The organism is Pseudohongiella nitratireducens, assembly GCF_001642735.1.
GTDB classification, from domain to species: domain Bacteria; phylum Pseudomonadota; class Gammaproteobacteria; order Pseudomonadales; family Pseudohongiellaceae; genus Pseudohongiella; species Pseudohongiella nitratireducens.
Map to the genome: position 1 here is coordinate 236,622 of NZ_LWHM01000001.1, position 19,565 is coordinate 256,186.

14 protein-coding genes are annotated in these 19,565 nt (G+C 52.0%); 7 read left to right on the forward strand and 7 right to left on the reverse strand.

Features of this window, described 5'->3' with window-relative positions:
- The 4 genes from PSCS_RS01015 to PSCS_RS01030 form a co-directional block, all read right to left on the reverse strand.
- Complete coding sequence (locus PSCS_RS01015; protein WP_068809919.1) at positions 1-525, reverse strand: MauE/DoxX family redox-associated membrane protein; 525 nt, start codon at positions 523-525, stop codon at positions 1-3.
- A 1-nt stretch (position 526) separates the two neighbouring features.
- Positions 527-1,672 carry an amine dehydrogenase large subunit gene (locus PSCS_RS01020; protein ID WP_229694597.1) on the reverse strand — a complete coding sequence of 382 codons (1,146 nt, stop codon included), beginning with the start codon at positions 1,670-1,672 and terminating at the stop codon, positions 527-529.
- Positions 1,673-1,748: 76 nt separating this feature from the next.
- Positions 1,749-3,398, reverse strand: coding sequence for a tetratricopeptide repeat-containing sulfotransferase family protein (locus tag PSCS_RS01025; RefSeq protein ID WP_068809920.1), 1,650 nt, complete (start codon positions 3,396-3,398; stop codon positions 1,749-1,751).
- Entirely contained in the window at positions 3,398-6,496 is a 3,099-nt protein-coding gene (locus PSCS_RS01030; RefSeq protein ID WP_082866685.1) for a TonB-dependent receptor domain-containing protein, read from the reverse strand. The genes PSCS_RS01025 and PSCS_RS01030 overlap by 1 nt, the downstream gene beginning before the upstream one ends.
- 615 nt (positions 6,497-7,111) lie before the next feature.
- On the opposite strand from PSCS_RS01030, the gene PSCS_RS01035 reads away from it, so the two are divergent.
- Positions 7,112-7,612, forward strand: coding sequence for an SRPBCC family protein (locus tag PSCS_RS01035; RefSeq protein ID WP_068809922.1), 501 nt, complete (start codon positions 7,112-7,114; stop codon positions 7,610-7,612).
- Positions 7,613-7,725: 113 nt separating this feature from the next.
- Here PSCS_RS01035 and PSCS_RS01040 read toward each other — a convergent pair whose 3' ends face one another.
- Positions 7,726-8,379 carry a peroxiredoxin gene (locus PSCS_RS01040; RefSeq protein WP_068809923.1) on the reverse strand — a complete coding sequence of 218 codons (654 nt, stop codon included), beginning with the start codon at positions 8,377-8,379 and terminating at the stop codon, positions 7,726-7,728.
- A gap of 213 nt (positions 8,380-8,592) precedes the next feature.
- On the opposite strand from PSCS_RS01040, the gene PSCS_RS01045 reads away from it, so the two are divergent.
- Together PSCS_RS01045 and gss are read left to right on the forward strand one after the other, a co-directional pair.
- The gene (locus PSCS_RS01045; protein ID WP_068809924.1) at positions 8,593-10,614 is read left to right on the forward strand and encodes a NosR/NirI family protein; all 2,022 of its coding nucleotides are present in this window, start codon (positions 8,593-8,595) and stop codon (positions 10,612-10,614) included.
- 182 nt (positions 10,615-10,796) lie between these two features.
- The gene (gene gss / locus PSCS_RS01050; protein WP_068809925.1) at positions 10,797-12,695 is read left to right on the forward strand and encodes a bifunctional glutathionylspermidine amidase/synthase; all 1,899 of its coding nucleotides are present in this window, start codon (positions 10,797-10,799) and stop codon (positions 12,693-12,695) included.
- A 15-nt stretch (positions 12,696-12,710) separates the two neighbouring features.
- Here gss and PSCS_RS01055 read toward each other — a convergent pair whose 3' ends face one another.
- Complete coding sequence (locus tag PSCS_RS01055; RefSeq protein ID WP_068809926.1) at positions 12,711-13,271, reverse strand: YqiA/YcfP family alpha/beta fold hydrolase; 561 nt, start codon at positions 13,269-13,271, stop codon at positions 12,711-12,713.
- Positions 13,272-13,512: 241 nt separating this feature from the next.
- Between PSCS_RS01055 and PSCS_RS01060 the strand changes: the two genes are divergently transcribed.
- Positions 13,513-13,800, forward strand: coding sequence for a type II toxin-antitoxin system TacA family antitoxin (locus tag PSCS_RS01060; protein WP_068809927.1), 288 nt, complete (start codon positions 13,513-13,515; stop codon positions 13,798-13,800).
- The gene (locus PSCS_RS01065; protein ID WP_068809928.1) at positions 13,787-14,305 is read left to right on the forward strand and encodes an N-acetyltransferase; all 519 of its coding nucleotides are present in this window, start codon (positions 13,787-13,789) and stop codon (positions 14,303-14,305) included. Before PSCS_RS01060 ends, PSCS_RS01065 begins: the two co-directional genes overlap by 14 nt.
- Before the next feature lie 44 nt (positions 14,306-14,349).
- On the opposite strand, the gene ilvD is transcribed toward PSCS_RS01065, so the two are convergent.
- The gene (ilvD, locus tag PSCS_RS01070) at positions 14,350-16,185 is read right to left on the reverse strand and encodes a dihydroxy-acid dehydratase (protein ID WP_068809929.1); all 1,836 of its coding nucleotides are present in this window, start codon (positions 16,183-16,185) and stop codon (positions 14,350-14,352) included.
- A 201-nt stretch (positions 16,186-16,386) separates the two neighbouring features.
- Between ilvD and PSCS_RS01075 the strand changes: the two genes are divergently transcribed.
- Both PSCS_RS01075 and ggt read left to right on the forward strand, forming a co-directional pair.
- On the forward strand, positions 16,387-17,625 hold the full coding sequence (locus PSCS_RS01075) for an MFS transporter (RefSeq protein ID WP_082866684.1): 1,239 nt from the start codon (positions 16,387-16,389) through the stop codon (positions 17,623-17,625).
- A 78-nt stretch (positions 17,626-17,703) separates the two neighbouring features.
- Positions 17,704-19,473, forward strand: a complete 1,770-nt coding sequence (gene ggt / locus PSCS_RS01080; protein WP_068809930.1) for a gamma-glutamyltransferase — start codon at positions 17,704-17,706, stop codon at positions 19,471-19,473.
- Positions 19,474-19,565 lie beyond the last annotated feature (92 nt).

Sequence of the window (19,565 nt, forward strand, 5' to 3'; positions counted from 1 at the left end):
TTACTCCTTTCTAGCTATTAGGGTGTGATTACGAGTGAGTTGTTCCAGCATTTGATAACTGGCACAACAAGCGCCGATAAACATCATCGCAAAGGTGAAGTCCAACAGGCTCAACGGGCGAGAAGCGACAGGTGTCAGTAACATTAGTGCAGCGACGGCCAGAACGGCATTTCGCAACAACAACCAAACTGACAGGCTTTGCGGTGTATCACCGCAACCGCAATCGATCTCGGCTCTGCCACGAACCAGATTGACTGCCATTGCCAGTAAATACATCACCAGCATTGTCGCTGCAGCAACCGCAGCAAAAGGTCGTGTCATTGCAAACAGCAACCCGGCACCGACTGCAATCTCTATCCATGGCAGAACCTTTGCGACAGGTTTTACCAGAACATCCGGCAGTATGTGATAGGCAAATAGCTGTGCAGCGAAGCGTGGCTGAGCAATGATCTTGTGGCGAGCAGCCAACAGGAACAGAACAGCTAGCGACGAAGCAATGACTAAGGGGATCATAGGATCAATCATATTACATCCCCTCGTAGAGGCTCTGAATGCTTCCACCTTCCAGCATCTCTACCGTTCTCAGCAAACGGCCTGAGCGAGGATCGCGGACTTGCATGCCAATACTGGTTGAAACAATCAGCAAAGGATCTTCATCTGGTGTCATCATGACACTGGAAGCGGTTGCACCATCTTCCAGCTCAATACGATAACCACGGTTTCCGGTTTTCATATTGAAACCCCAGATTTCGGTACCTGGGTCCTCAAAGACCTCCTGACCACCACCTTCATGCATAATAGTCACCAGAATGGCTTCGTCATCATGAAAGGTAAATGGCTGACGGCCAACAATGCGCCAGTCATCATCATCCTCGCGGAAGACACCATTGATATCTGGCGTACCATTACTTTCCGGATTGATGTCGAATGGCTCGGTGACATTAACAGCAGCACCATCAAACGTCACTTTGCGCAACAGCCCTTCAAAGGACATGTACATCCAGCCATCAGTGGCAGGTACAGCATAGTCAAAGACCGGATCTTCAAAGACATCAAAGAAAGATTCACTGGTCACCCGGCGTGTTTCCTGACCGGCCATATTCAGTTCAATGTACTGCGCAGTACCATCACCACACATGGAAACCCAGCCTTGCGCAAGCGGATAAATACCCGAACAGCTAGGCAGGGCCACTTCAGCGACAAACGCATCGGTTTCTGTATCAACCAGACTGACTGTCGTAGCAGGTGTAATATTCCAGACACCAATGAACTTGTCATTAATAATACCCATCATACCTGGGTGACCAATACCGGCAGAACGCGCCGGGATTTCAACCTCACCGATGGGCTCAGTAGTCGAAGCATCAAACTCCAGCACGACATCTGTCCGATCACCATATTCAGTGCGAGTATAGAAAGCGCCATAGGAATAGATTTTTCCGTTCTTGAGGTCTGGCGCGATCGCTGGTGAGAAATTAGACGTGTAGAGTGTACCTTCCACTTCCCCCGTATCCGCATCCACCAGATACACCGTGCCCCCACTGCGTACAGAAACCCAGTACCGGTCGTAACCTTCAATAATACTGGTGCCACCCACTACGCTGTCCCATTGCGCATTAACTGCGCTACAGGCAACGAGCGATGTTACCAGTGCCAATGTTTTCATCTTCATTTCACACCCCACTGTTTACCAGTTTGCATTACCGTTTCGTGTTGAAATCGTGAATTTCTATCTATTTTTCTTTGCTTCATAACCTCTCACTTCTCTGGGTTTCCAATTCATGACCAGGGGCCATATCAATACCCGCGGCTTGAAGCGCTGTCACAAGCGGCTCAAGGTAGGATATATAAGGTTGTGCGCGACCGCTGAAAGCGGATGAAACAGGCTGCCTGACCTGCACAGCACTGAATGTAGAAATCGACCGCTTGGTTTTATGTGGCTCAAAACAGGCCAGCTCTTCTGCTAACCCTGAATAATCGAGTAGACGGCTGATTTCTTTTTTGGGATTAGTAATCATTTTCTTGTGCTCAACAACCAGGAAGTTGCTGGCATTGCACTGGGTCCAGTGCTGCATAATGCGATGATGAACACCCATGTAATGGCCAATATCTTCAAGGCGATGAGCGCATGGCCAGTTTTTGGAGAAGTCATGTCTGTAAATTGACAGACCGACTTCCAGCACATCCCGCTGAGTAGCAATAATTGGCGATTCAGGAAACAGCATGCGAATCAAACCAATGGAACGAAAGTTCAATGGCTGCTTATCAACAACCCAACCACCATTCCCACTATCTGGCAGTGCTGCTAGATAGCGTTCACGCCAGTGGTCAATCTTGCAGCTAATAACTTCACGAGCCTCCCAGGCGCCAATGCGGCGCGCCAGAGCGATCAGTTCATCGTGAATTTCAGGCAACGCTGGCAATTCACCCGCTCCTGACACGTTGCTATGTGACGCCAGGATGGACTCGATCAGGGTTGTTCCTGATCTTGGCATGCCGAGTACAAATATTGGCTGCACTTTGTCGCAGTTTTTAGATGGAGAAGCAGCCAGCTCATTCCCTTTGACATCGGGGAATAATGCCCTGATGATCTCAGTTTCTTCCTCTTGCCGGGCCCGGTTGTAGCGAATACCTTCTTGACGGGATATGTGCAGATTCACACGATTCGCTTCCTGCCACGCTGTGAAAGCGCCCGCGACATCCCTGGTCGCATCCAAAGCATCACCTAAGGTGAAAAACAGTGAGGCTTTATATTCAGGATGCAGACGGGGCACTGCCAGCAATCGTCGCAAGTCACCAATCTCGTCGGTGCTGAGTTTTCCCTGTCGCAACTGCCCTAATGTGATATAAGCCGGTGCAAGATTAGGGTTAATCTTCAGTGCTTTCCGGCAGTCCTCTTCCGCCTGCTCTAACTCACCTGTCAAATAATTCAACCGGCAAGATGCCAGTAAAACATCACTGGACTCCGGGCTGATCTTCGTCGCCACAGCCAGGTGTGCTCGCGCGCTGTCGTATTGTTCCGCTGCCGTTGCGATGCGTGCCGCACTCACACGGTGTCGATAGTTTTCAGGATCAAGGGAAATAACAACATCAAACGCTGCTATCGCATCAACAAACTGTTTTTGCTCAAAGCAAGCGTGAGACAGGGACTGCCAGGCCTGGACCGATTCAGGAGAGGATCGGGTCCAGGCACCGGCAGTTTGCATCATCATTGACCAATTCCGCAATTTGGCCGCCAGAGAACAAGCCAAGGACAAAGCTTCAGTATTTTCTGGCTCCATCCTGCTAACCTCAGTTAACAGAGATAAGGCTTCAGGCAGATTGCCAGCCCGGGCTTGCGCCCGAGCCAGCATCCATGCATCGCGAGAACCGGTCATTTGATGTACTGCCAGGCTCATTAGAAGAGGCCTATTCCAGTGAGGCTTTCAAAGCTCGCGCTCACGCCCATGTAGACATACCGCCCACGTGCGCCAACCGGCACGTTCAGGTAGGTTCGATCAGGCAACTCATCAGTCAGATTGTTAACACCCAGGTAGGCTCGCAGACCTTCGTTGAAGCGATAGTCAGCCTGGATATCATGAACCAGCAGATCTTTAGTGCCCATCATCTCCGAGATATCAGGAGAGCGAGAGACTTCGTCTGCAGTAAATCTGTCCAGGCCACTTTGATAATGTGAGCCATAGGCGACTGTAACCGGCCCACGCTCCCATGCCGCGTCAAAGTTAAACACCCATTCCGGCGCCTGCCCGCCCAACAGCGTTTCCACCTGCCCAACTTCATCCACAAGCTTGGGAGCGACAGTCGGCTGGGTCATCAGCTCTTCCAGCTTGGTACCGGCGAAACTCAATGACAAGGAACCTGCGTCATAACCAAGGTCGGTCTGGTATGAAAGACTGAAATCGATACCCGATGTTTTGATCTGGCTGACGTTAACAGGGCGTTGCTCCAGCGCGTCTACTACACCGAGCACACCTTCGACCCCTTCTGAAACACGCGTAAACATGTCACAGAACTGGTTATCCAGGCTCGCCGCGCTATAACACTGCTCGACAATTTCATCATCACTGGGGTACAGAATCCCGTCTTCCAGTGAAATGGTCCAGTAGTCCAGTGTGGCAACAACGTTCGGCAAAAATGTCGGTGTAAAGACCACACCAATGGTATCCGTCTCACTGGTCTCTTCACTCAGATCCGGGTTACCACCAACCAGGCCAGGGCGACCTACCGGATACGCATTAATGAACGTAGCGGGATCAACGCCAAGCGCTGAAAGTTCAGCGGCACAGTTAGCGATTGTGGTTGGGGATTGAATGCCCAGGTTGGTCTGTTCACACACATCATCCGGGCGGAAAGAGCCTTCGTTATCTGGCTCGAACAATTCTTCAAGGTTCGGGGATCGTACGGACTTGCCATGTGAACCACGCAAAATGATACTGTCGTTCAGCGTCCAGTTGGCACCAACACTAAACGCGCTGGTCTGACCAATGGTTGAATAGTCTGAGAAACGATAAGCACCATCCACTCGCAGCATCTGCATTAATGGTCCCAGGTCTTCAAAGACTGGAACTGATACTTCTGTAAAGATCTCACTGACATCGTAGGATGACTTGCTGTCACGCTCAAAACTGAGCTGCGTCAGACCGTTTTCATTACTGCTGATGTCGTTAATGTCGTTGACAATTTTCTCTTCGCGGTATTCACCGCCGAGCACAAAATCGATCGGACCTGCAGGCAGGCTGAAACCAACACCACCGGTATTACCTGACACAAAGCCATTTAATACTGTTTGCGTCACTTGACCCTTGTTAACCAGCGGCACACCGTTCCCGGTAATAAAGTCAATTGCGGCAGCGTTCGGGAAACTGTCTGGCAGGTTGCCTGAGGCAAAGTAACCAGGCGTCCCATCGACCAATGGGTTAAAAGGAATACAACCGCTATTAGCCCCTGGCGTGAATGTCATGTTTGCAGAATCACCCCAAACCTCAGGTTTCCATGAGGACACGATGCTATCATTCGGCGGCACTGCACTGGGATCCAGGTTCGAACGACAGGTTGGCTCACCTGTAGCCGGGTCAATCACAGCATCGATAGCTGCGAAGTAACGGTCTTCGCGACGCATGTTGGAAATTCTTGCTTCGACTTCAGTTCGGCCATAGTTGGCTGACACTTCATAGTTAAGCCAATCAGTCAGCTCACCACGGAAACCGGCCACAGCTCGATACGTTTCACGTGTGTTGTCATCAATGGAGCGCAACTCGATGTCATCACGTGCCAGACTGATAGTCGGGTCGTTAACGCCAGCCAGCGCTTCTTGAAATGAATCCGTCAGGAAGGGGTTATCCAGCTTCAACTCAAGTGCTGATGTAAATGACGCATTTCGAGGGCTAACCGCATCCGTCTTTACGTACTTCAACTCAGTAAAGGCCGTTGTGGTCGGGGTCAGGTCATAACGTCCCAACATGTTAACGGAGTGAACTTCCGTTTCTGGCAGGAACTGGTTAGTAAAGTAAGCAGTCGGCGTACCGTCACCACCTTCACCAATGTAATGCGCACCCGATACTGGTGTGCCCAGGCGGTAGGTGTTGCCCATATTATTGAGTGTCAGATCACCAAAGGCGATCTCTTCACCCGTTGTTGCATCAGTACCCATGATGTCATAACGACCCGCAGGTGATGTGAAGATATAGTGGCGCTGCCCTGCTACGATGCGATCAGGCACATTCGGGTCATCTGTCTGACGGAACTCATCCGGGTTATTTACCAGATACTCACGATTTTCGAGACCAAAATCACGCTCGAAAATTTCCAGTTTATTCTGTTTACGGAATTCGTAACTGGCTGTGATGTTGCCCCGATCATCATCAAAGTTAGAACCCCAGACAAACGAAGCAAAGAAGTCTTCCGCGTCACCACGGTCAGCCATGCCGCCCTGGGTCCGCATATCAAAGCCTTCAAAATCATCTTTCAGTACAAAGTTAACTGCACCTGATACCGCATCAGCACCATAAACCGCTGACGCACCACCAGTCAGCACGTCCACTCGTTCAATCAGCGCCGTAGGAATCGTATTGGTATCAACGAGCGGCTCACCGGATGCGATGGAACTCACATGTCGACGACCATTAACCAGAACCAGCGTTCGGTTAGTGCCCAGGTTACGCATATTGAGTGCGTTAACACCTGTCATTGCACCACCTTCGTCAGCACCTTCAAAGGAACCGTCAGAGCCAACGAGCGCAGCTACTTCGCTCACGAAGTCTTCTACGTTAACTTTACCGGAGCGCTCCATTTGCTGGGCATCCATGGACAGCACTGGAGCGACAAAGTCACCTTCAAATCTTGTGATACGCGACCCTGTTACCACCACCTCTTCCAATTGCGGTTCCTCTTGCGCCACTACCAGTGGGGCTGCTACTGGAAACAGTGAAACGGAAACAGCCGCAGAGAGCAGTTTCATCTTGAAAGGTTTTCTGGTTTTCTCATACTTCCTAGGCATAGCGATATTCCTCGTATGTGTAGTCAAGCCCCGCTTACTTCAGGTCTCTTAATAGTCTTTTGGTCGTTATGATTTTTTATGCCGCATCGACAGCTGATGTTCTGTCCGGATTTTTGTTATTGCGGTAAGTCAGAAGGGGTTGAGCACGTTTCGTGCCAGCCATCAAATTGAGACCTGGCGTCAATTAGCCAAATAGGGTATCCAGGATTGGGCACTGCAAATCAGAAAAATCACTGAAAAGGTGCACGCCCAACGTAAGGTGCGAAACCATTGCGACTTAGAGCATTAGCTCGGCACCACTTAAGCTCACGAACTGCACCAAAACTGAAAAACGCACCATTGCAGAATGAAAAGTAAAATTAAAAATATATTTTCCTGTCATCTTCAACTGACAAAAGCACAAAATTGGCGCAGGCCTATTCGCCTCGCAATGGTGCGGTTTTCTGCACGCTTGATGCATCTATGTGCATTTATAGCGACAAGTTGAGCTTATATTCAGGTGAACTGACTGCTGACTGCGACAGCTCGTTGAAGTCATGAATCGCCTAAGAACCGGTTTTCTGAGACAATCGCTACAACCTTGTAAGGCATGACTAATAAAAAAGGATCCAATCGATGAAGAAGGCACTGATTACACTATCCGCACTAAGCACCCTGGCATTTTCCACCTTCACGCTGGCTGAGCCGGAATACGCAGCAATAGCCTTGCAAATTGATGTAGAAGGAACTGCCAGTGAAGTATGGTCTCAAGTCGGTGAGGATTATTGCAGCATCAGTGACTGGCTAGGGGTGGACTGCACTATCTCGGAAGGTGATGGTGAAATTGGCACTGTTCGTGTTCTGGCTGGTGGCCGTATTACGGAAATAATGGTGGCCAAGACGCCTCTTTCCTACGGCTACACTCAACCAGCGATCCCCGGAGAATTCCATAATCTCTACCATGGTTTCATGGAAGCACGCCCTATAGATGCCAATAACACACAGTTGCGCTATACCGTGATGCTGGATGTTTCCAATCATGCCGACCAGGCAGCAAAGGATGAAGATCTGGCGCGGAGGCGTGCCACATTTGAGCGCGCGCTTGGTAATATGAAGGCAATGGTAGAAGGCGAGTAGACGGATTCTGAGACCTTGTAAAGCAGGTCATACAGCAAGAAAGAAAAAAGCCGACTGTCACACTGAGGAATCAGAACAGTCGGCTTTATTATAGTGCAGCTTACTTAGGTTATTTACTTAGGCGATTTGGCAAAACGCAGGTAAGGTAACTTGATATCCAGGTCGCCGAATTTCTCTTTTGCCTGGTCATCATTCAAGCTCAATGCCACGATCACATCTTCACCCGGCACCCAGTTTGCTGGGGTTGCCACAGGTACTCCATCAGTTGCCTGCAGTGCATCCAGAGCCCGCAGAATCTCGGCAAAGTTACGACCGACTGTCATAGGGTAAGTCATCATCAGGCGGACTTTTTTGTCAGGACCAATAATGAACACCGTGCGCACAGTGGCACTGTCGGCAGGTGTACGACCGTCAGGCAAGTAAGCCTCTGCTGGCAGCATGTTATAGAGCTTGGACACAGCTAATGATGTGTCATCAATAATCGGGAAGTCAGCAGGCGCTCCGGCAAATGCCTCAATATCCTGCTTCCACTTCTTGTGATCATCCACACTATCGACTGACACACCCATCACCTTCGTATTGCGCTTGGCAAACTCGGGCGCCAGTTGGGCGACTGCCCCAAACTCTGTCGTGCATACTGGCGTAAAGTCTTTCGGGTGGGAAAACAGGATGGCATAGCTGTCGCCTATCCAGTTATGGAAATTTAATTCACCGGCAGTCGAGTCGGCAGTAAAATCCGGTGCAACATCATTAATTCTCAGGGACATGGGTGTGACCTCCGTAGGTTGTCGCGATGTATTAGTTGGCATTCATTGGCACTATGACTAGTAATGAGGGCAATCTTGCTTTTGATCAACCCCTGTACACCATTCTGTGTAACACTTTGTTATTATTTTTCAGCATGTATTTATACCACTTCGACATGATGAGAGGTATGGTTACACGCCTTAATAAAGACGACGACAGGAATACTGACCAACATGAAATCAACCGTTGTACGGCTGATTATGCTGCTGGCTGTTATCTGCAGCATAACATTGGCACACGCCCAGCCGCCTCGCCAGCCCCGGGAAGGGAACCCGGTGGCCACGCCATTTTCCACGGATGTACAGCGCGAGTGGCTATCTCAGGTGATGCCTGAGGCAGATGCTTTTTCCGACGAAAAATCAGGTGAACCACCCGTCTGGGAGGCCTATCAGGTCAACCCTGACTCTGGCCAGCAAACCCTGATCGGTTATGTATTCCTGACAGCAGATGTACCACCCGAAGAAAGAGGCTTCAGCGCCCCTATTGCAATGCTTGCCGGCATTAACACGGATAACCAGATTACTGGTTTCAAGATCCTCCATTATGTCGAGTCGTATACCAACACCGTAGGCGATTTTGCTGCCGATCCGGTCTTCCAGGCCCAGTATTACGGCAAAAGTATTCTTGATGATTTTCAGGTGCGACAAGACATTGATGGCATCTCCGGCGCTACCGTTACCAGCTTTGCCATCAGCCGTGGTCTGCGAGAAGCCGGACGGCGGGTTGCCGCAGCCTATAACGGTTTCACGCTGGAAACCGCGGTGGACCGTGCCCGTAAAACACGAATTCTGGACCAGCTAAAACCCTATACCTGGGAACAATTGCTTGCAGAAGGGATCGTTCACCAATTGACCATGCCTATTCCCGGAGGTCAGGAGTTACAGTTAACACTGACTTACATGGGCGATGCTGCTTTAGGTGAGTACTGGATCGGTCAGGACGCTTATGCCCGAGCGGAACGAGATGCCGCTGCCCGCCTTGGCGGTAGCGAGATGATTCTGCTTGGCGTCGGCGGCTCCGGCTACCAGCAATTTCGTCAGGACCGGCTAACATTGCAGCAAGGTGACATGCCGACCCGACGCATCACTGCCAACCGCCTGGTGACTGCTGGCAATGCCGATGCAGGCATGATTGCCGGCCGAGCCGAATTTGCTGGCGCCCTGGTCATCGATGATTCCTACGACATTACAGAGCCAATCAACATCGGCTTCCAGCCCTTGGGCAGTCTCGAACCCTACAAGATTGAGTTTCAGCCAGTCGGTCTGGGTATGCAACTGGCACAGAACATTCCTGTGCTCAGTGAGGAGGAAATAGCTGATATCGAGCGTTGGGAAAATAACGCCGTGCGTCAGTTCGTGGCAGATCCGCCCTGGGGCGTCACCGCCTGGGAGAAAGTCGTTATTATCGGGATAATTTTTGCCCTGGTACTGATTGCCTTCTTTACCAAAAACACCCGCTGGCGCTGGGCAGCACTACTTTCCACACTCGTCTATTTAGGCTTCATGGAGGCCGGCTTCCTGTCTGTCGCGCACATTACGGGCGTACTGACACAAGGACCGTCAGCCTTCCTGAACAACCTGCCAGTGACCATGATTGTTGTCTTCACACTGGTGACTACCCTGATCTGGGGCCGCGTGTTCTGTTCCTCGCTGTGCCCCTTTGGCGCCGTCCAGGACATCATTACCAAACTGACGCCAAAATCGCTGCGCAATAAGATGCCCAAAATGCCTCAGGCCGTTCACGAAAAGGCGCTGTACATCAAATATGGCTTCCTGGCATTCATTATCATCATGGCCGTGGTGTTCAATAACGTACAGATATTCCAGTACTTTGAGCCTTTTGGCACACTGTTTTTCATGAGCGGTTCGGCCATACTGTTTGCCATCCTTGCGGCTTTCCTGTTGGCCTCGTTTGTCATTCCACGCTTTTACTGCCGCTACGTTTGCCCACTCGGCGCGGCGCTGGGCGTTATTTCTCTGGTCGCCCCCAAACGTATCAAACGTGTACCGCAGTGTGAATTGTGTTCAGTCTGTGAGAAGTCATGTCCAACCGGTGCCATCAAACGCGAAAAGATCGACTTCAAAGAGTGCGTGCGTTGCGACATTTGCGAAGACAAACTGATCAAGAAAGCCGGCACCTGTCGTCATGATATGAGCAAGATCATAGTCAGGCACAAAGAGCTGAGCGCAGGCTGAGCGCCTCAGAACTCCAGTCGGACAGTTCATGCGAGCTGTCCGGCTGTTCTGCCTCAAACACCATCATCCATTTTTCTATCGTTATCTGTATCGATGATACAAATAATCAAAGGGGTATTTCCTGCAGTTAGTTTAGACTTCGCGCCATTGCGTCTACCCGACGACTGTGGAGCTGTCTGCAATTGGAAACCTCATCCCTGCGTAAAGAAAAATTTGGCACCGTTCTTGGTTTAGCCCCTGGCAATGTCCCAGCGTACTCCTGCGATTACCAAAGCGCCAGCGACGAAGATCTACCTACACGCAAGGCCTATCGAAGTGAAATCAATGGTGTTTACCTGGGCCACAAATGGCAGTGCGTGGAGTTTGCGCGGCGCTGGCTGTACCTGCACCATGGTTACGTTTTTGACGACATCGCGATGGCACACGATATTTTCCGGCTGACATCGGTCCTCCATGTTGCCGATAAAAAGAGATTGCCATTGCACTCTTTCAAAAACGGATGCAAACGTCACCCGACGGCAGGCAGCCTGCTGATTTATGAAGAGGGTGGTGAATTTGAAATGACCGGCCACGTTGCTGTCATCACTGAAGTCAGTGAACAATTTGTTCGTCTTGCCGAGCAGAATGTCGGAGACTGGCGTTGGCCTGAGGGGTGCAATTACTCCCGCCAGATCAAGGCAATGGTGACCGACGACGGTGACTATTGGCTGGAGTGCTCCTTCGGCGACGCAACCATCCTGGGCTGGGTCATGCAGACTGATGACGCCAGTGAAGCAGAAATTATCGAAGCACCGCCACCTGAACTTTTTAATCTGCAGGCTAACCGGGCAAATATTCAACAGACTAAACGAAACCGCGCCTGGTTGAATATGGCCAATGCGGATGAAGCTGCCTATGTTGCGATGATGAAAGGCCATCGACTTGCAGCCAGCGGGCAGGATGATCTTTTCTATATCGCCTCCGAAACGGCAATGGCAGAGCTGCAGCGTGCCTCCAATGAGTTGCATGCACTGTACATGCATGCCACAGAATATGTGTTGAAAGACGACTCATTGCTACGCTATTTCAACATCCCCGAGGTGCTTTGGAGCAGGATACGGCAGTCATGGAATAACCGGCGGAACCAGATGATTACCGGGCGCTTCGATTTTTCACTGTCTGAGAAAGGCCTTAAAACCTATGAGTACAACTGTGACTCTGCCGCCTGTTATATGGAAACCGGTAAAGTTCAGGGGCGCTGGGCCAAACATTTTGCCTGTAACATCGGCGCCAATCCGGGCAAACAGCTCCACAAATGCCTGCGCAAGGCCTGGAAAAACAGCGATGTCGACGGCCTGATTCATATCATGCAGGACGATGACCCGGAAGAGACCTACCATGCGCTATTCATGCGCGAAGCGATGGAAGAGGCCGGTATCCCAAGCAAAATACTTTATGGCGTAGAGGGACTCAACTGGGCTCCTGATGGCTCCATAGTTGATGCCGATGGCACCAGGATCCGCAGGGTCTGGAAGACCTGGGCCTGGGAAACCGCACTGAATCAAATCCGAGAAGAGTGCAACAACGACGCGGCTCAACTGGAACGCTATCAACCCGGTGAGCCACACAGTGGTTCGCCACGACTGGTCGATGTGCTATTACGTGGTGATGTCATGGTTTACGAACCGCTTTGGACACTCATCCCCAGTAACAAAGCCATATCCCCGGTATTGTGGCAACTGTTCCCCGAGTACTCCTATTTACTCGAATCGGCTTTTGAATTGACGGCATCACTGACAGCAAGCGGTTATGCCATAAAACCTATTGTGGGACGCGGCGGCGCCAACATTACGCTGCTCAACCAGCAGGACAAAGTGATGGCAAGCACAAAAGGTAAATTCGACAGCCAGGACCAAATCTATCAGCAATTCTTCCCGCTACCCAGAATCGCAGAACAGTATGTGCAGGTCAGCACATTTACCGTAGCCGGTCGTTATGCTGGTGCCAGTGTGCGTATCGATCCAACACCCGTGATAGGCATGAACAGCGATTGCCTTTGCCTGCGTGTAGTCGAGGATGATCACTTTCTGCGCATGTTCTAAAGGCTCACCTGGGGTTCATGAACGCAGGGACGCGTCCTGAATGAACCCCTGAATCAGCGGCAAGGCCTCTTCCATATGACTGAAGCGGTGGCTGCCGCCAGCGAAGGCATGCACTGGCATAAGCGGTTCCAGTACAGTTTTTGTGATTTCAGAGTCAATCAGTTCATCCCCCATATCCAGCAGCACCATACCCAGGTCAGCGCTCGGGAGAAAGTCGGGATACGTACTGACAGTCTGTTCGCTCAACGTAAAAGTGCGACCGACATGATCCTGGTGAGTGCCGATATATTTGCTCAGGGTTGCCTGGGTTCTTAGCACCGGGTTAATGGCCACGAACGGCTTGCCTGTCAGCTCACACAGGCGCGAGACCAGAAACCCGCCCATGGAGGTGCCCAGCATGAGGTCGGCTTTATCCAGATAAGGCTGAACGGTTGCCAATACGTCTTCATACGACGTTGAATAATCCGGTGCCACGGCTTCGACTTGCGCAATCTTGTCCAGTGCCATGCGCTTGTCGCTACTGGGATCGACTTTCGAGCCAAAGCCATGAATATACAGGATGTTGAGCTCTTTCATATTATCTCCATTACTGACAGCTGCTGCGCCAGGCTGCTGACTTTCTGCTATAAATGCCGGAAAGGAACAGAGTTCCTTACATCCAGCTGTAGAAATTCTTTTGCATGAAAATCTGTTGATATTACGGAAATAATCCGTAACAATTAAACTGACTACGGTTTTTTACCGTAAAATTATACTCTAGGCGACGGACTAACCATTGCCAGTCTTTCAGACCAGATCTCAGGAACGGTAAACGGTTATGAGCAAAACCATTCGTTATGAAATGCAGTGGGACGAAGACACGCATCAACTGGCAGAACGAGCAGCTCGGGCTGCTGGTCTTGGCAGTATCAAGGCCTATGTATCTCAACTCATCCAGCAACACGCACCAGAAACATTACAGACATACAACCAGGTCAAGCTCAGCAATGCCGAGTTCGACGCATTTTGCCAGGCTTGCGACTCTCCCCAACCTGTTTCACACAAATTGAAACGTGCCGCGCAAAAACTTGACCAGGAAGGGTTTTCGTTGGATGAGCAAGGCTGACTTTGTTCCACTCGATTCCAGAGTCGCCGACGTTCGTACTTTCGACTGCGGCAATAGAGACATTACTACATATTTACGTCGATTTGCTGCAAAAAATGCTGCATTAAACCTGAACAGAACCTTTGTTTTGCATGGAAAGCAACGTCATAATAAAAAAACATCCATAGCAGCCTTCTACACCCTCGCTCACCAGACATTGGCTCGAGAGGATCTGCCTGATAAAAGACAACTTCCCAGATACCCCATTCCAGTCATTCTGCTCGCTCAACTTGGGGTAGACATCAATCATCAAGGCCAGGAGCTTGGCAGCAAAATATTAGTTCACGCATTAAGAAATGCCTATCGGATCGCTTCTCAGCCCCACGGCATACCCGCCGCCGGTGTCATTCTGGATGTAGCGGATTTTAATGCGCTGGCTTTTTATGAGTCCTTCGAATTTTTCCAACCACTAACAAAAAACCCCATGAGGTTGTTCACTCCCATGGGGTCTCTTGCTGAGCTCTGACTTATGGCTTCTGGCTTCTGGCTTCTGGCTTCTGGCTTCCAGGTTCAGTCTAGCTGACTCAGATCCCGGACTGCACCTTTATCGGCACTGGTCGCCAGCAAGGCGTAAGCTTTCAGTGCGGCACTGACTTTACGTGGACGCTCTTTGGCCGGTTTCCAGCCCAGCTTATCCTGCTCGGCACGGCGATGCGCCAGCTCTTCATCGCTGATCATCACATCGATGCTGCGGTTCGGAATGTCGATACGGATACGGTCGCCCTGGCGTACCAAACCAATAGCACCACCGGCCGCCGCTTCTGGCGAAACGTGACCAATCGACAGACCTGACGTACCACCTGAAAAGCGGCCGTCTGTCAGCAGGGCACAATCCTTACCCAGGCCTTTGGACTTGATGTATGAGGTTGGATAGAGCATTTCCTGCATACCCGGACCACCTTTGGGCCCTTCGTAGCGAACGATAACCACATCACCAGCCTTCACTTTGTCTGCCAGGATGTCAGCAACGGCTTCGTCCTGAGACTCCGTTACATAGGCTGAACCTTCAAAGACCAGGATAGAGTCGTCAACACCCGCCGTTTTAACGACACAGCCATCCAGCGCAATATTGCCATACAGGACAGCCAGACCGCCTTCTAAGCTAAAGGCATGCTCCAGAGACCGGATGCAGCCATTTTCACGATCAGCATCCAGGCTGGTCCAGCGCTCAGACTGACTGAAAGCAGTCTGGGTACGAATGCCTGCCGGGCCCGCTTTGTAGAATGTTTTGATCTCTTCACTGACACCACGCATGATGTCGTATTTGGCCAGAGCATGTCCCATGGTTTTACTGTGTACCGTGGGCAGGTCGGTATGCAGCAGCCCGGCGCGATCCAGTTCACCAAGAATGGCCATAATGCCACCAGCACGGTGAACATCCTCAATGTGATACTTCTGCGTATTAGGTGCCACCTTGCACAGTTGCGGAATCGTTTTTGACAGACGGTCAATGTCTGCCATGGTGAACTCCACTTCAGCTTCCTGGGCAATCGCCAGCAGGTGCAAAATGGTGTTCGTGGAACCACCCATAGCGATATCCAGCGCGACACAGTTCTCAAACGCCTGATAGGTGCCGATGGAACGTGGTAACACTGACGCATCGTCTTTCTCGTAATACAGCTTGGCAAGCTCGACTATCTTGCGCCCGGCTTCCAGAAAGAGTTCTTCACGGTCAGAGTGAGTGGCTACGACAGTACCGTTACCCGGCAGTGCCAGCCCCAGCGCTTCGGCCAGACAGTTCATGGAGTTGGCCGTGAACATACCGGAGCAGGAGCCACAGGTCGGGCAGGCACTGCGCTCAATCTCGGCCACCGTTTCATCATCAACACTGTCATCGGCAGCAATCACCATGGCATCAACCAGATCCAGCTTGTTCTCAGACAGCTTGGTCTTACCCGCTTCCATCGGACCGCCTGAAACAAAGATAACCGGTACATTCAGGCGCATGGCTGCCATCAGCATGCCGGGTGTGATTTTGTCGCAGTTGGAAATACAGATCAGTGCATCAGCACAGTGGGCGTTAACCATGTACTCCACTGAGTCGGCAATAATGTCACGCGAGGGCAGGCTATACAGCATACCGTCGTGGCCCATAGCGATACCGTCATCCACAGCAATTGTGTTGAATTCTTTGGCAACGCCGCCGGCTCGTTCGACTTCACGTGCCACTAACTGTCCCATGTCTTTGAGGTGGACATGACCGGGCACAAACTGAGTAAAGGAATTGGCGATGGCAATAATAGGTTTTTGAAAATCATCATCATTCATACCGGTCGCGCGCCACAGGGCACGAGCCCCGGCCATATTACGACCGGCAGTTGATGTTTTGGAGCGATAGGCTGGCATAAGTTACGGCCTCAATGTTGCTACAAATTATGAATAGACGGGAATTCTAACAGATGTTGCCGCCTTTGGGTTGCCCGTCAACAGACTCGGCGCTAACATCATTCACCTTTCATGTATGTATTACGCTCTGTTCTCTCAACACACCGTTTTCTCAGCCAGTCTGGTATCAGCCGCCAGGAAACTTGTTAGGAATGAAAAGATATGACTGGAACCGCTGACCAACCCGCTCAGACACCTCTCTCTGATGATAAGCAGGAGAGCCCCCCTTCACTGAGCCTGATGCCTATCATGTTTGCTGTTTTTTCCGGCACCATGGGCATCATGGCTTTTGTCGCTATCGCCGGACCACTGGCCCGAACCCTGGCACTGGAACCCTGGCATATTGGGGCGGCGATGACAGTTGGCGGCTTTACCTGGGTGATTTGTGCGCGCTGGTGGGGCGGGCTGTCTGATAAAGTGGGGCGGCGTCCCGTTTTACTGCGTGGCGTGGGTGGTTTTACGTTAAGTTATGCGGCTCTTTGCCTGTTTATCGATTACTCGCTGTCGACATTGCTGGCTGCCACGCTGGTTTTCATTGGCCTCGCCCTGCTGCGCGGCATCGTCGGCGCCTTTTATGCGGCGGTGCCCGCCACCTCCTCAGCATTGATCGCTGACCATATTGAACCCAAAAAACGGGCCAGCGCCATGGCCGCCATTGGCAGCGCCAGCGGTGCCGGCATGGTAATCGGCCCAGGTTTTGTCGGACTACTGGCACCTCTCAGTCTCACTATCCCGCTTTACATCACAGCCATCTTGCCAGCGATTGCCTGGCTGGTTCTGTGGCGAACTCTGCCAGCAACTGCGCCGCAAAATATCCGCCCGTCGACCCCTCTCAAGTTCAGCGACGAGCGGTTGCGCCGACCGATGGCTATTGCCTTCTGCGCTGCCTTTAGCGTAGCCATCGCGCAAACCACGGTAGGGTTCGTGGCACTGGATGCACTGGATCTGGCACCGAATGATGCAGCTCGTGTGGCGGGGATTGCATTGACACTGGTTGGTGTTGCACTGGTTATTTCACAGTCCGTATTGCGCAAACTGCAATGGCCGCCACAACGTCTGATTCGCTATGGCTCACTGGTTGCAGCCATCGGCTTTGGTTCTACAGCATTGGCGCAAACCAGTTGGATGATCTGGGCCAGTTTTGCCGTCGCAGCTTCTGGCATGGGATGGATTTACCCTTCCCTGTCAGCCCTGGCTGCAAACTCAGTGAATCCGGGCGAGCAAGGCATGGCCGCAGGCACAGTGGCTTCCGTGCAGGGTGCAGGTGTCATCAGCGGGCCGCTGATCGGCACTCTTCTCTACGAGGCGGGTATCGGCCTGCCTTACCTGCTGGTAGCCGCACTACTGTTTTTCGGTGGACTTTATGCGGCAGGCCATGTCACAGCTGCTGACGCCGATTAGCAGCCCGACTTGTCCTAACGGACGTTCGGTTATATGCTCGAAGCTCTTGTAGTACCAGACCTAAGGACGTATCAGACCATGAGACTGACCGCCGCAGTACTAAGTTTCGCCATGCTCGCAGCCTGCTCTGAGTCAAATCAGCAAGCAACTGCTCCCGAACAGACACCATCCGCCGCACCTGCACCTCCCGCACAGTCCACCCCTCAGAGCCAGCCTGACTGGGACAAAGGCTACATGGCAGCCGTTGCCAACCCTGATGCAACTGATGCCGCAGCCACCATGCTGGAAAGAGGCGGACATGCCGTTGATGCAGCCATAGCAGCTCACGCTGTGCTTGGCCTGGTGGAGCCTGAGAGCTCGGGCATTGGCGGTGGCGGTTTTATGGTGGTGTTCGACGAAGATAATGGCGGCGTTACGTTTCTGGACGGTCGTGAAACCGCACCCAGCGGCGCAACTGCTGACATGTTTATGCGTGATGGCGAGCTGATGGGATACCTGGATGCCTGGCAAAGTGGTAAGGCCGCCGGTGTTCCCGGCACCATCGCGCTGTACAAACAGGCGCATGACAAATACGGCAAACTGCCTTGGGCAGACCTGTTCGAACCAGCCATTCGCCTGGCCAGTGAAGGCTTCACAGTCACCGCCAAAATGGCAGGCTACCTGCCGCAAATGGCTGAGATTACCCGACTGGATGACAACCCGGGCGCGCGCGAATACTTTTACCCGAACGGACAGCCATTGCAGGCAGGCACCCTCAAGCAAAACCCGGAATACGCCGAAACCTTGCGCCGGGTTGCCGAGGAAGGCCCCTCAGCGTTTTACCAGGGCGAAATTGCCGAAGCCATGGCGGCAGCCGTTCAGGCTGCACCAGAAGCCGGCAGCATGACCGTTGCGGATATTTCCGCCTACGAGGCCGTGGAACGCCCGGCTGTTTGCGGTGAGTGGCGTTCTTTGAATATTTGCTCGGCAACACCACCCTCTTCCGGCGCAATGCAGATAATGGTCGCCAACCTCTATGATCAACTCCTGCCAGAAGGAGCAACTCAGGACGATAAAGTCAGAGCCTTTGTCGATGCCCAGCGGCTGGCCTACGCAGATCGTGATTACTATTTTGGCGACCCCGACCAGGTTGAGGTGCCCGTTTCGCAACTGATTGATCCGCGCTACATCGAGTCACGTGCTGCCAGCCCGACTGCACCAGGCGACATGCCAATGCACGGTGATCCCGGCATGGTACTTGGCAATAGTGCTGCAGCCGTCTGGGGACCGGACAGTACCTTTGAAGCAGCAGGCACCACACACTTCTCAATCGTCGACAGCGAAGGTAATGCGGTCTCGGCAACCATGACAGTTGAATCACCGTTTGGTTCGGCACGATGGGCTGCCGGTTTCCTGATGAACAACGAGATGACTGACTTTTCCCGCGAATACACCGCGGGCTCCCCTGAACCGGCCAATATGGTTAGACCTGGCGCCAGACCCAGATCATCAATGTCTCCGACAATCATCCTGGATGAAAACCAGGAGTTATACATGGTGACAGGTTCACCCGGCGGCAACTCCATCCCTGCATACACAGCGAAAACCGTGGTCGGCATCGTAGACTGGGGACTGAGCGTGCAGGAAGCGATCGACTTTCCGAACATCATAGCTCGGGGTGAAAGTGTGCGTGTGGAGATCAATCGGGAGCCCGGCCAGAATCTGGCTGACATGCTTTCTGAAGCCGGTTACAACGTCAGTGAAAGCGACGGAGAAAACTCTGGCCTGCACGTTATTCTAGTCACGGATGAAGGCATGATCGGCGCTGCAGACCCCCGCCGTGAAGGTACTGTGGCGTCCGGGATGTAAACATGAATGCCCGGTTTCTCCTCACCTATGTTCCGACAATACTGTTCCGGCAGCTCAGGAACACGACCTGGTGAACGCCTGGGTATCATAGC

Coding starts and splice junctions, on each gene's coding strand:
- PSCS_RS01060 (WP_068809927.1), top strand. CDS start 13,513: ATGAGCAAAACCATTCGTTATGAAATGCAGTGGGACGAAGACACGCAT.
- PSCS_RS01065 (WP_068809928.1), top strand. CDS start 13,787: ATGAGCAAGGCTGACTTTGTTCCACTCGATTCCAGAGTCGCCGACGTT.
- ilvD (WP_068809929.1), bottom strand. CDS start 16,185: ATGCCAGCCTATCGCTCCAAAACATCAACTGCCGGTCGTAATATGGCC.
- PSCS_RS01030 (WP_082866685.1), bottom strand. CDS start 6,496: ATGCCTAGGAAGTATGAGAAAACCAGAAAACCTTTCAAGATGAAACTG.
- PSCS_RS01020 (WP_229694597.1), bottom strand. CDS start 1,672: ATGAAGATGAAAACATTGGCACTGGTAACATCGCTCGTTGCCTGTAGC.
- PSCS_RS01075 (WP_082866684.1), top strand. CDS start 16,387: ATGACTGGAACCGCTGACCAACCCGCTCAGACACCTCTCTCTGATGAT.
- PSCS_RS01015 (WP_068809919.1), bottom strand. CDS start 525: ATGATTGATCCTATGATCCCCTTAGTCATTGCTTCGTCGCTAGCTGTT.
- ggt (WP_068809930.1), top strand. CDS start 17,704: ATGAGACTGACCGCCGCAGTACTAAGTTTCGCCATGCTCGCAGCCTGC.
- PSCS_RS01040 (WP_068809923.1), bottom strand. CDS start 8,379: ATGTCCCTGAGAATTAATGATGTTGCACCGGATTTTACTGCCGACTCG.
- PSCS_RS01045 (WP_068809924.1), top strand. CDS start 8,593: ATGAAATCAACCGTTGTACGGCTGATTATGCTGCTGGCTGTTATCTGC.
- PSCS_RS01055 (WP_068809926.1), bottom strand. CDS start 13,271: ATGAAAGAGCTCAACATCCTGTATATTCATGGCTTTGGCTCGAAAGTC.
- PSCS_RS01025 (WP_068809920.1), bottom strand. CDS start 3,398: ATGAGCCTGGCAGTACATCAAATGACCGGTTCTCGCGATGCATGGATG.
- PSCS_RS01035 (WP_068809922.1), top strand. CDS start 7,112: ATGAAGAAGGCACTGATTACACTATCCGCACTAAGCACCCTGGCATTT.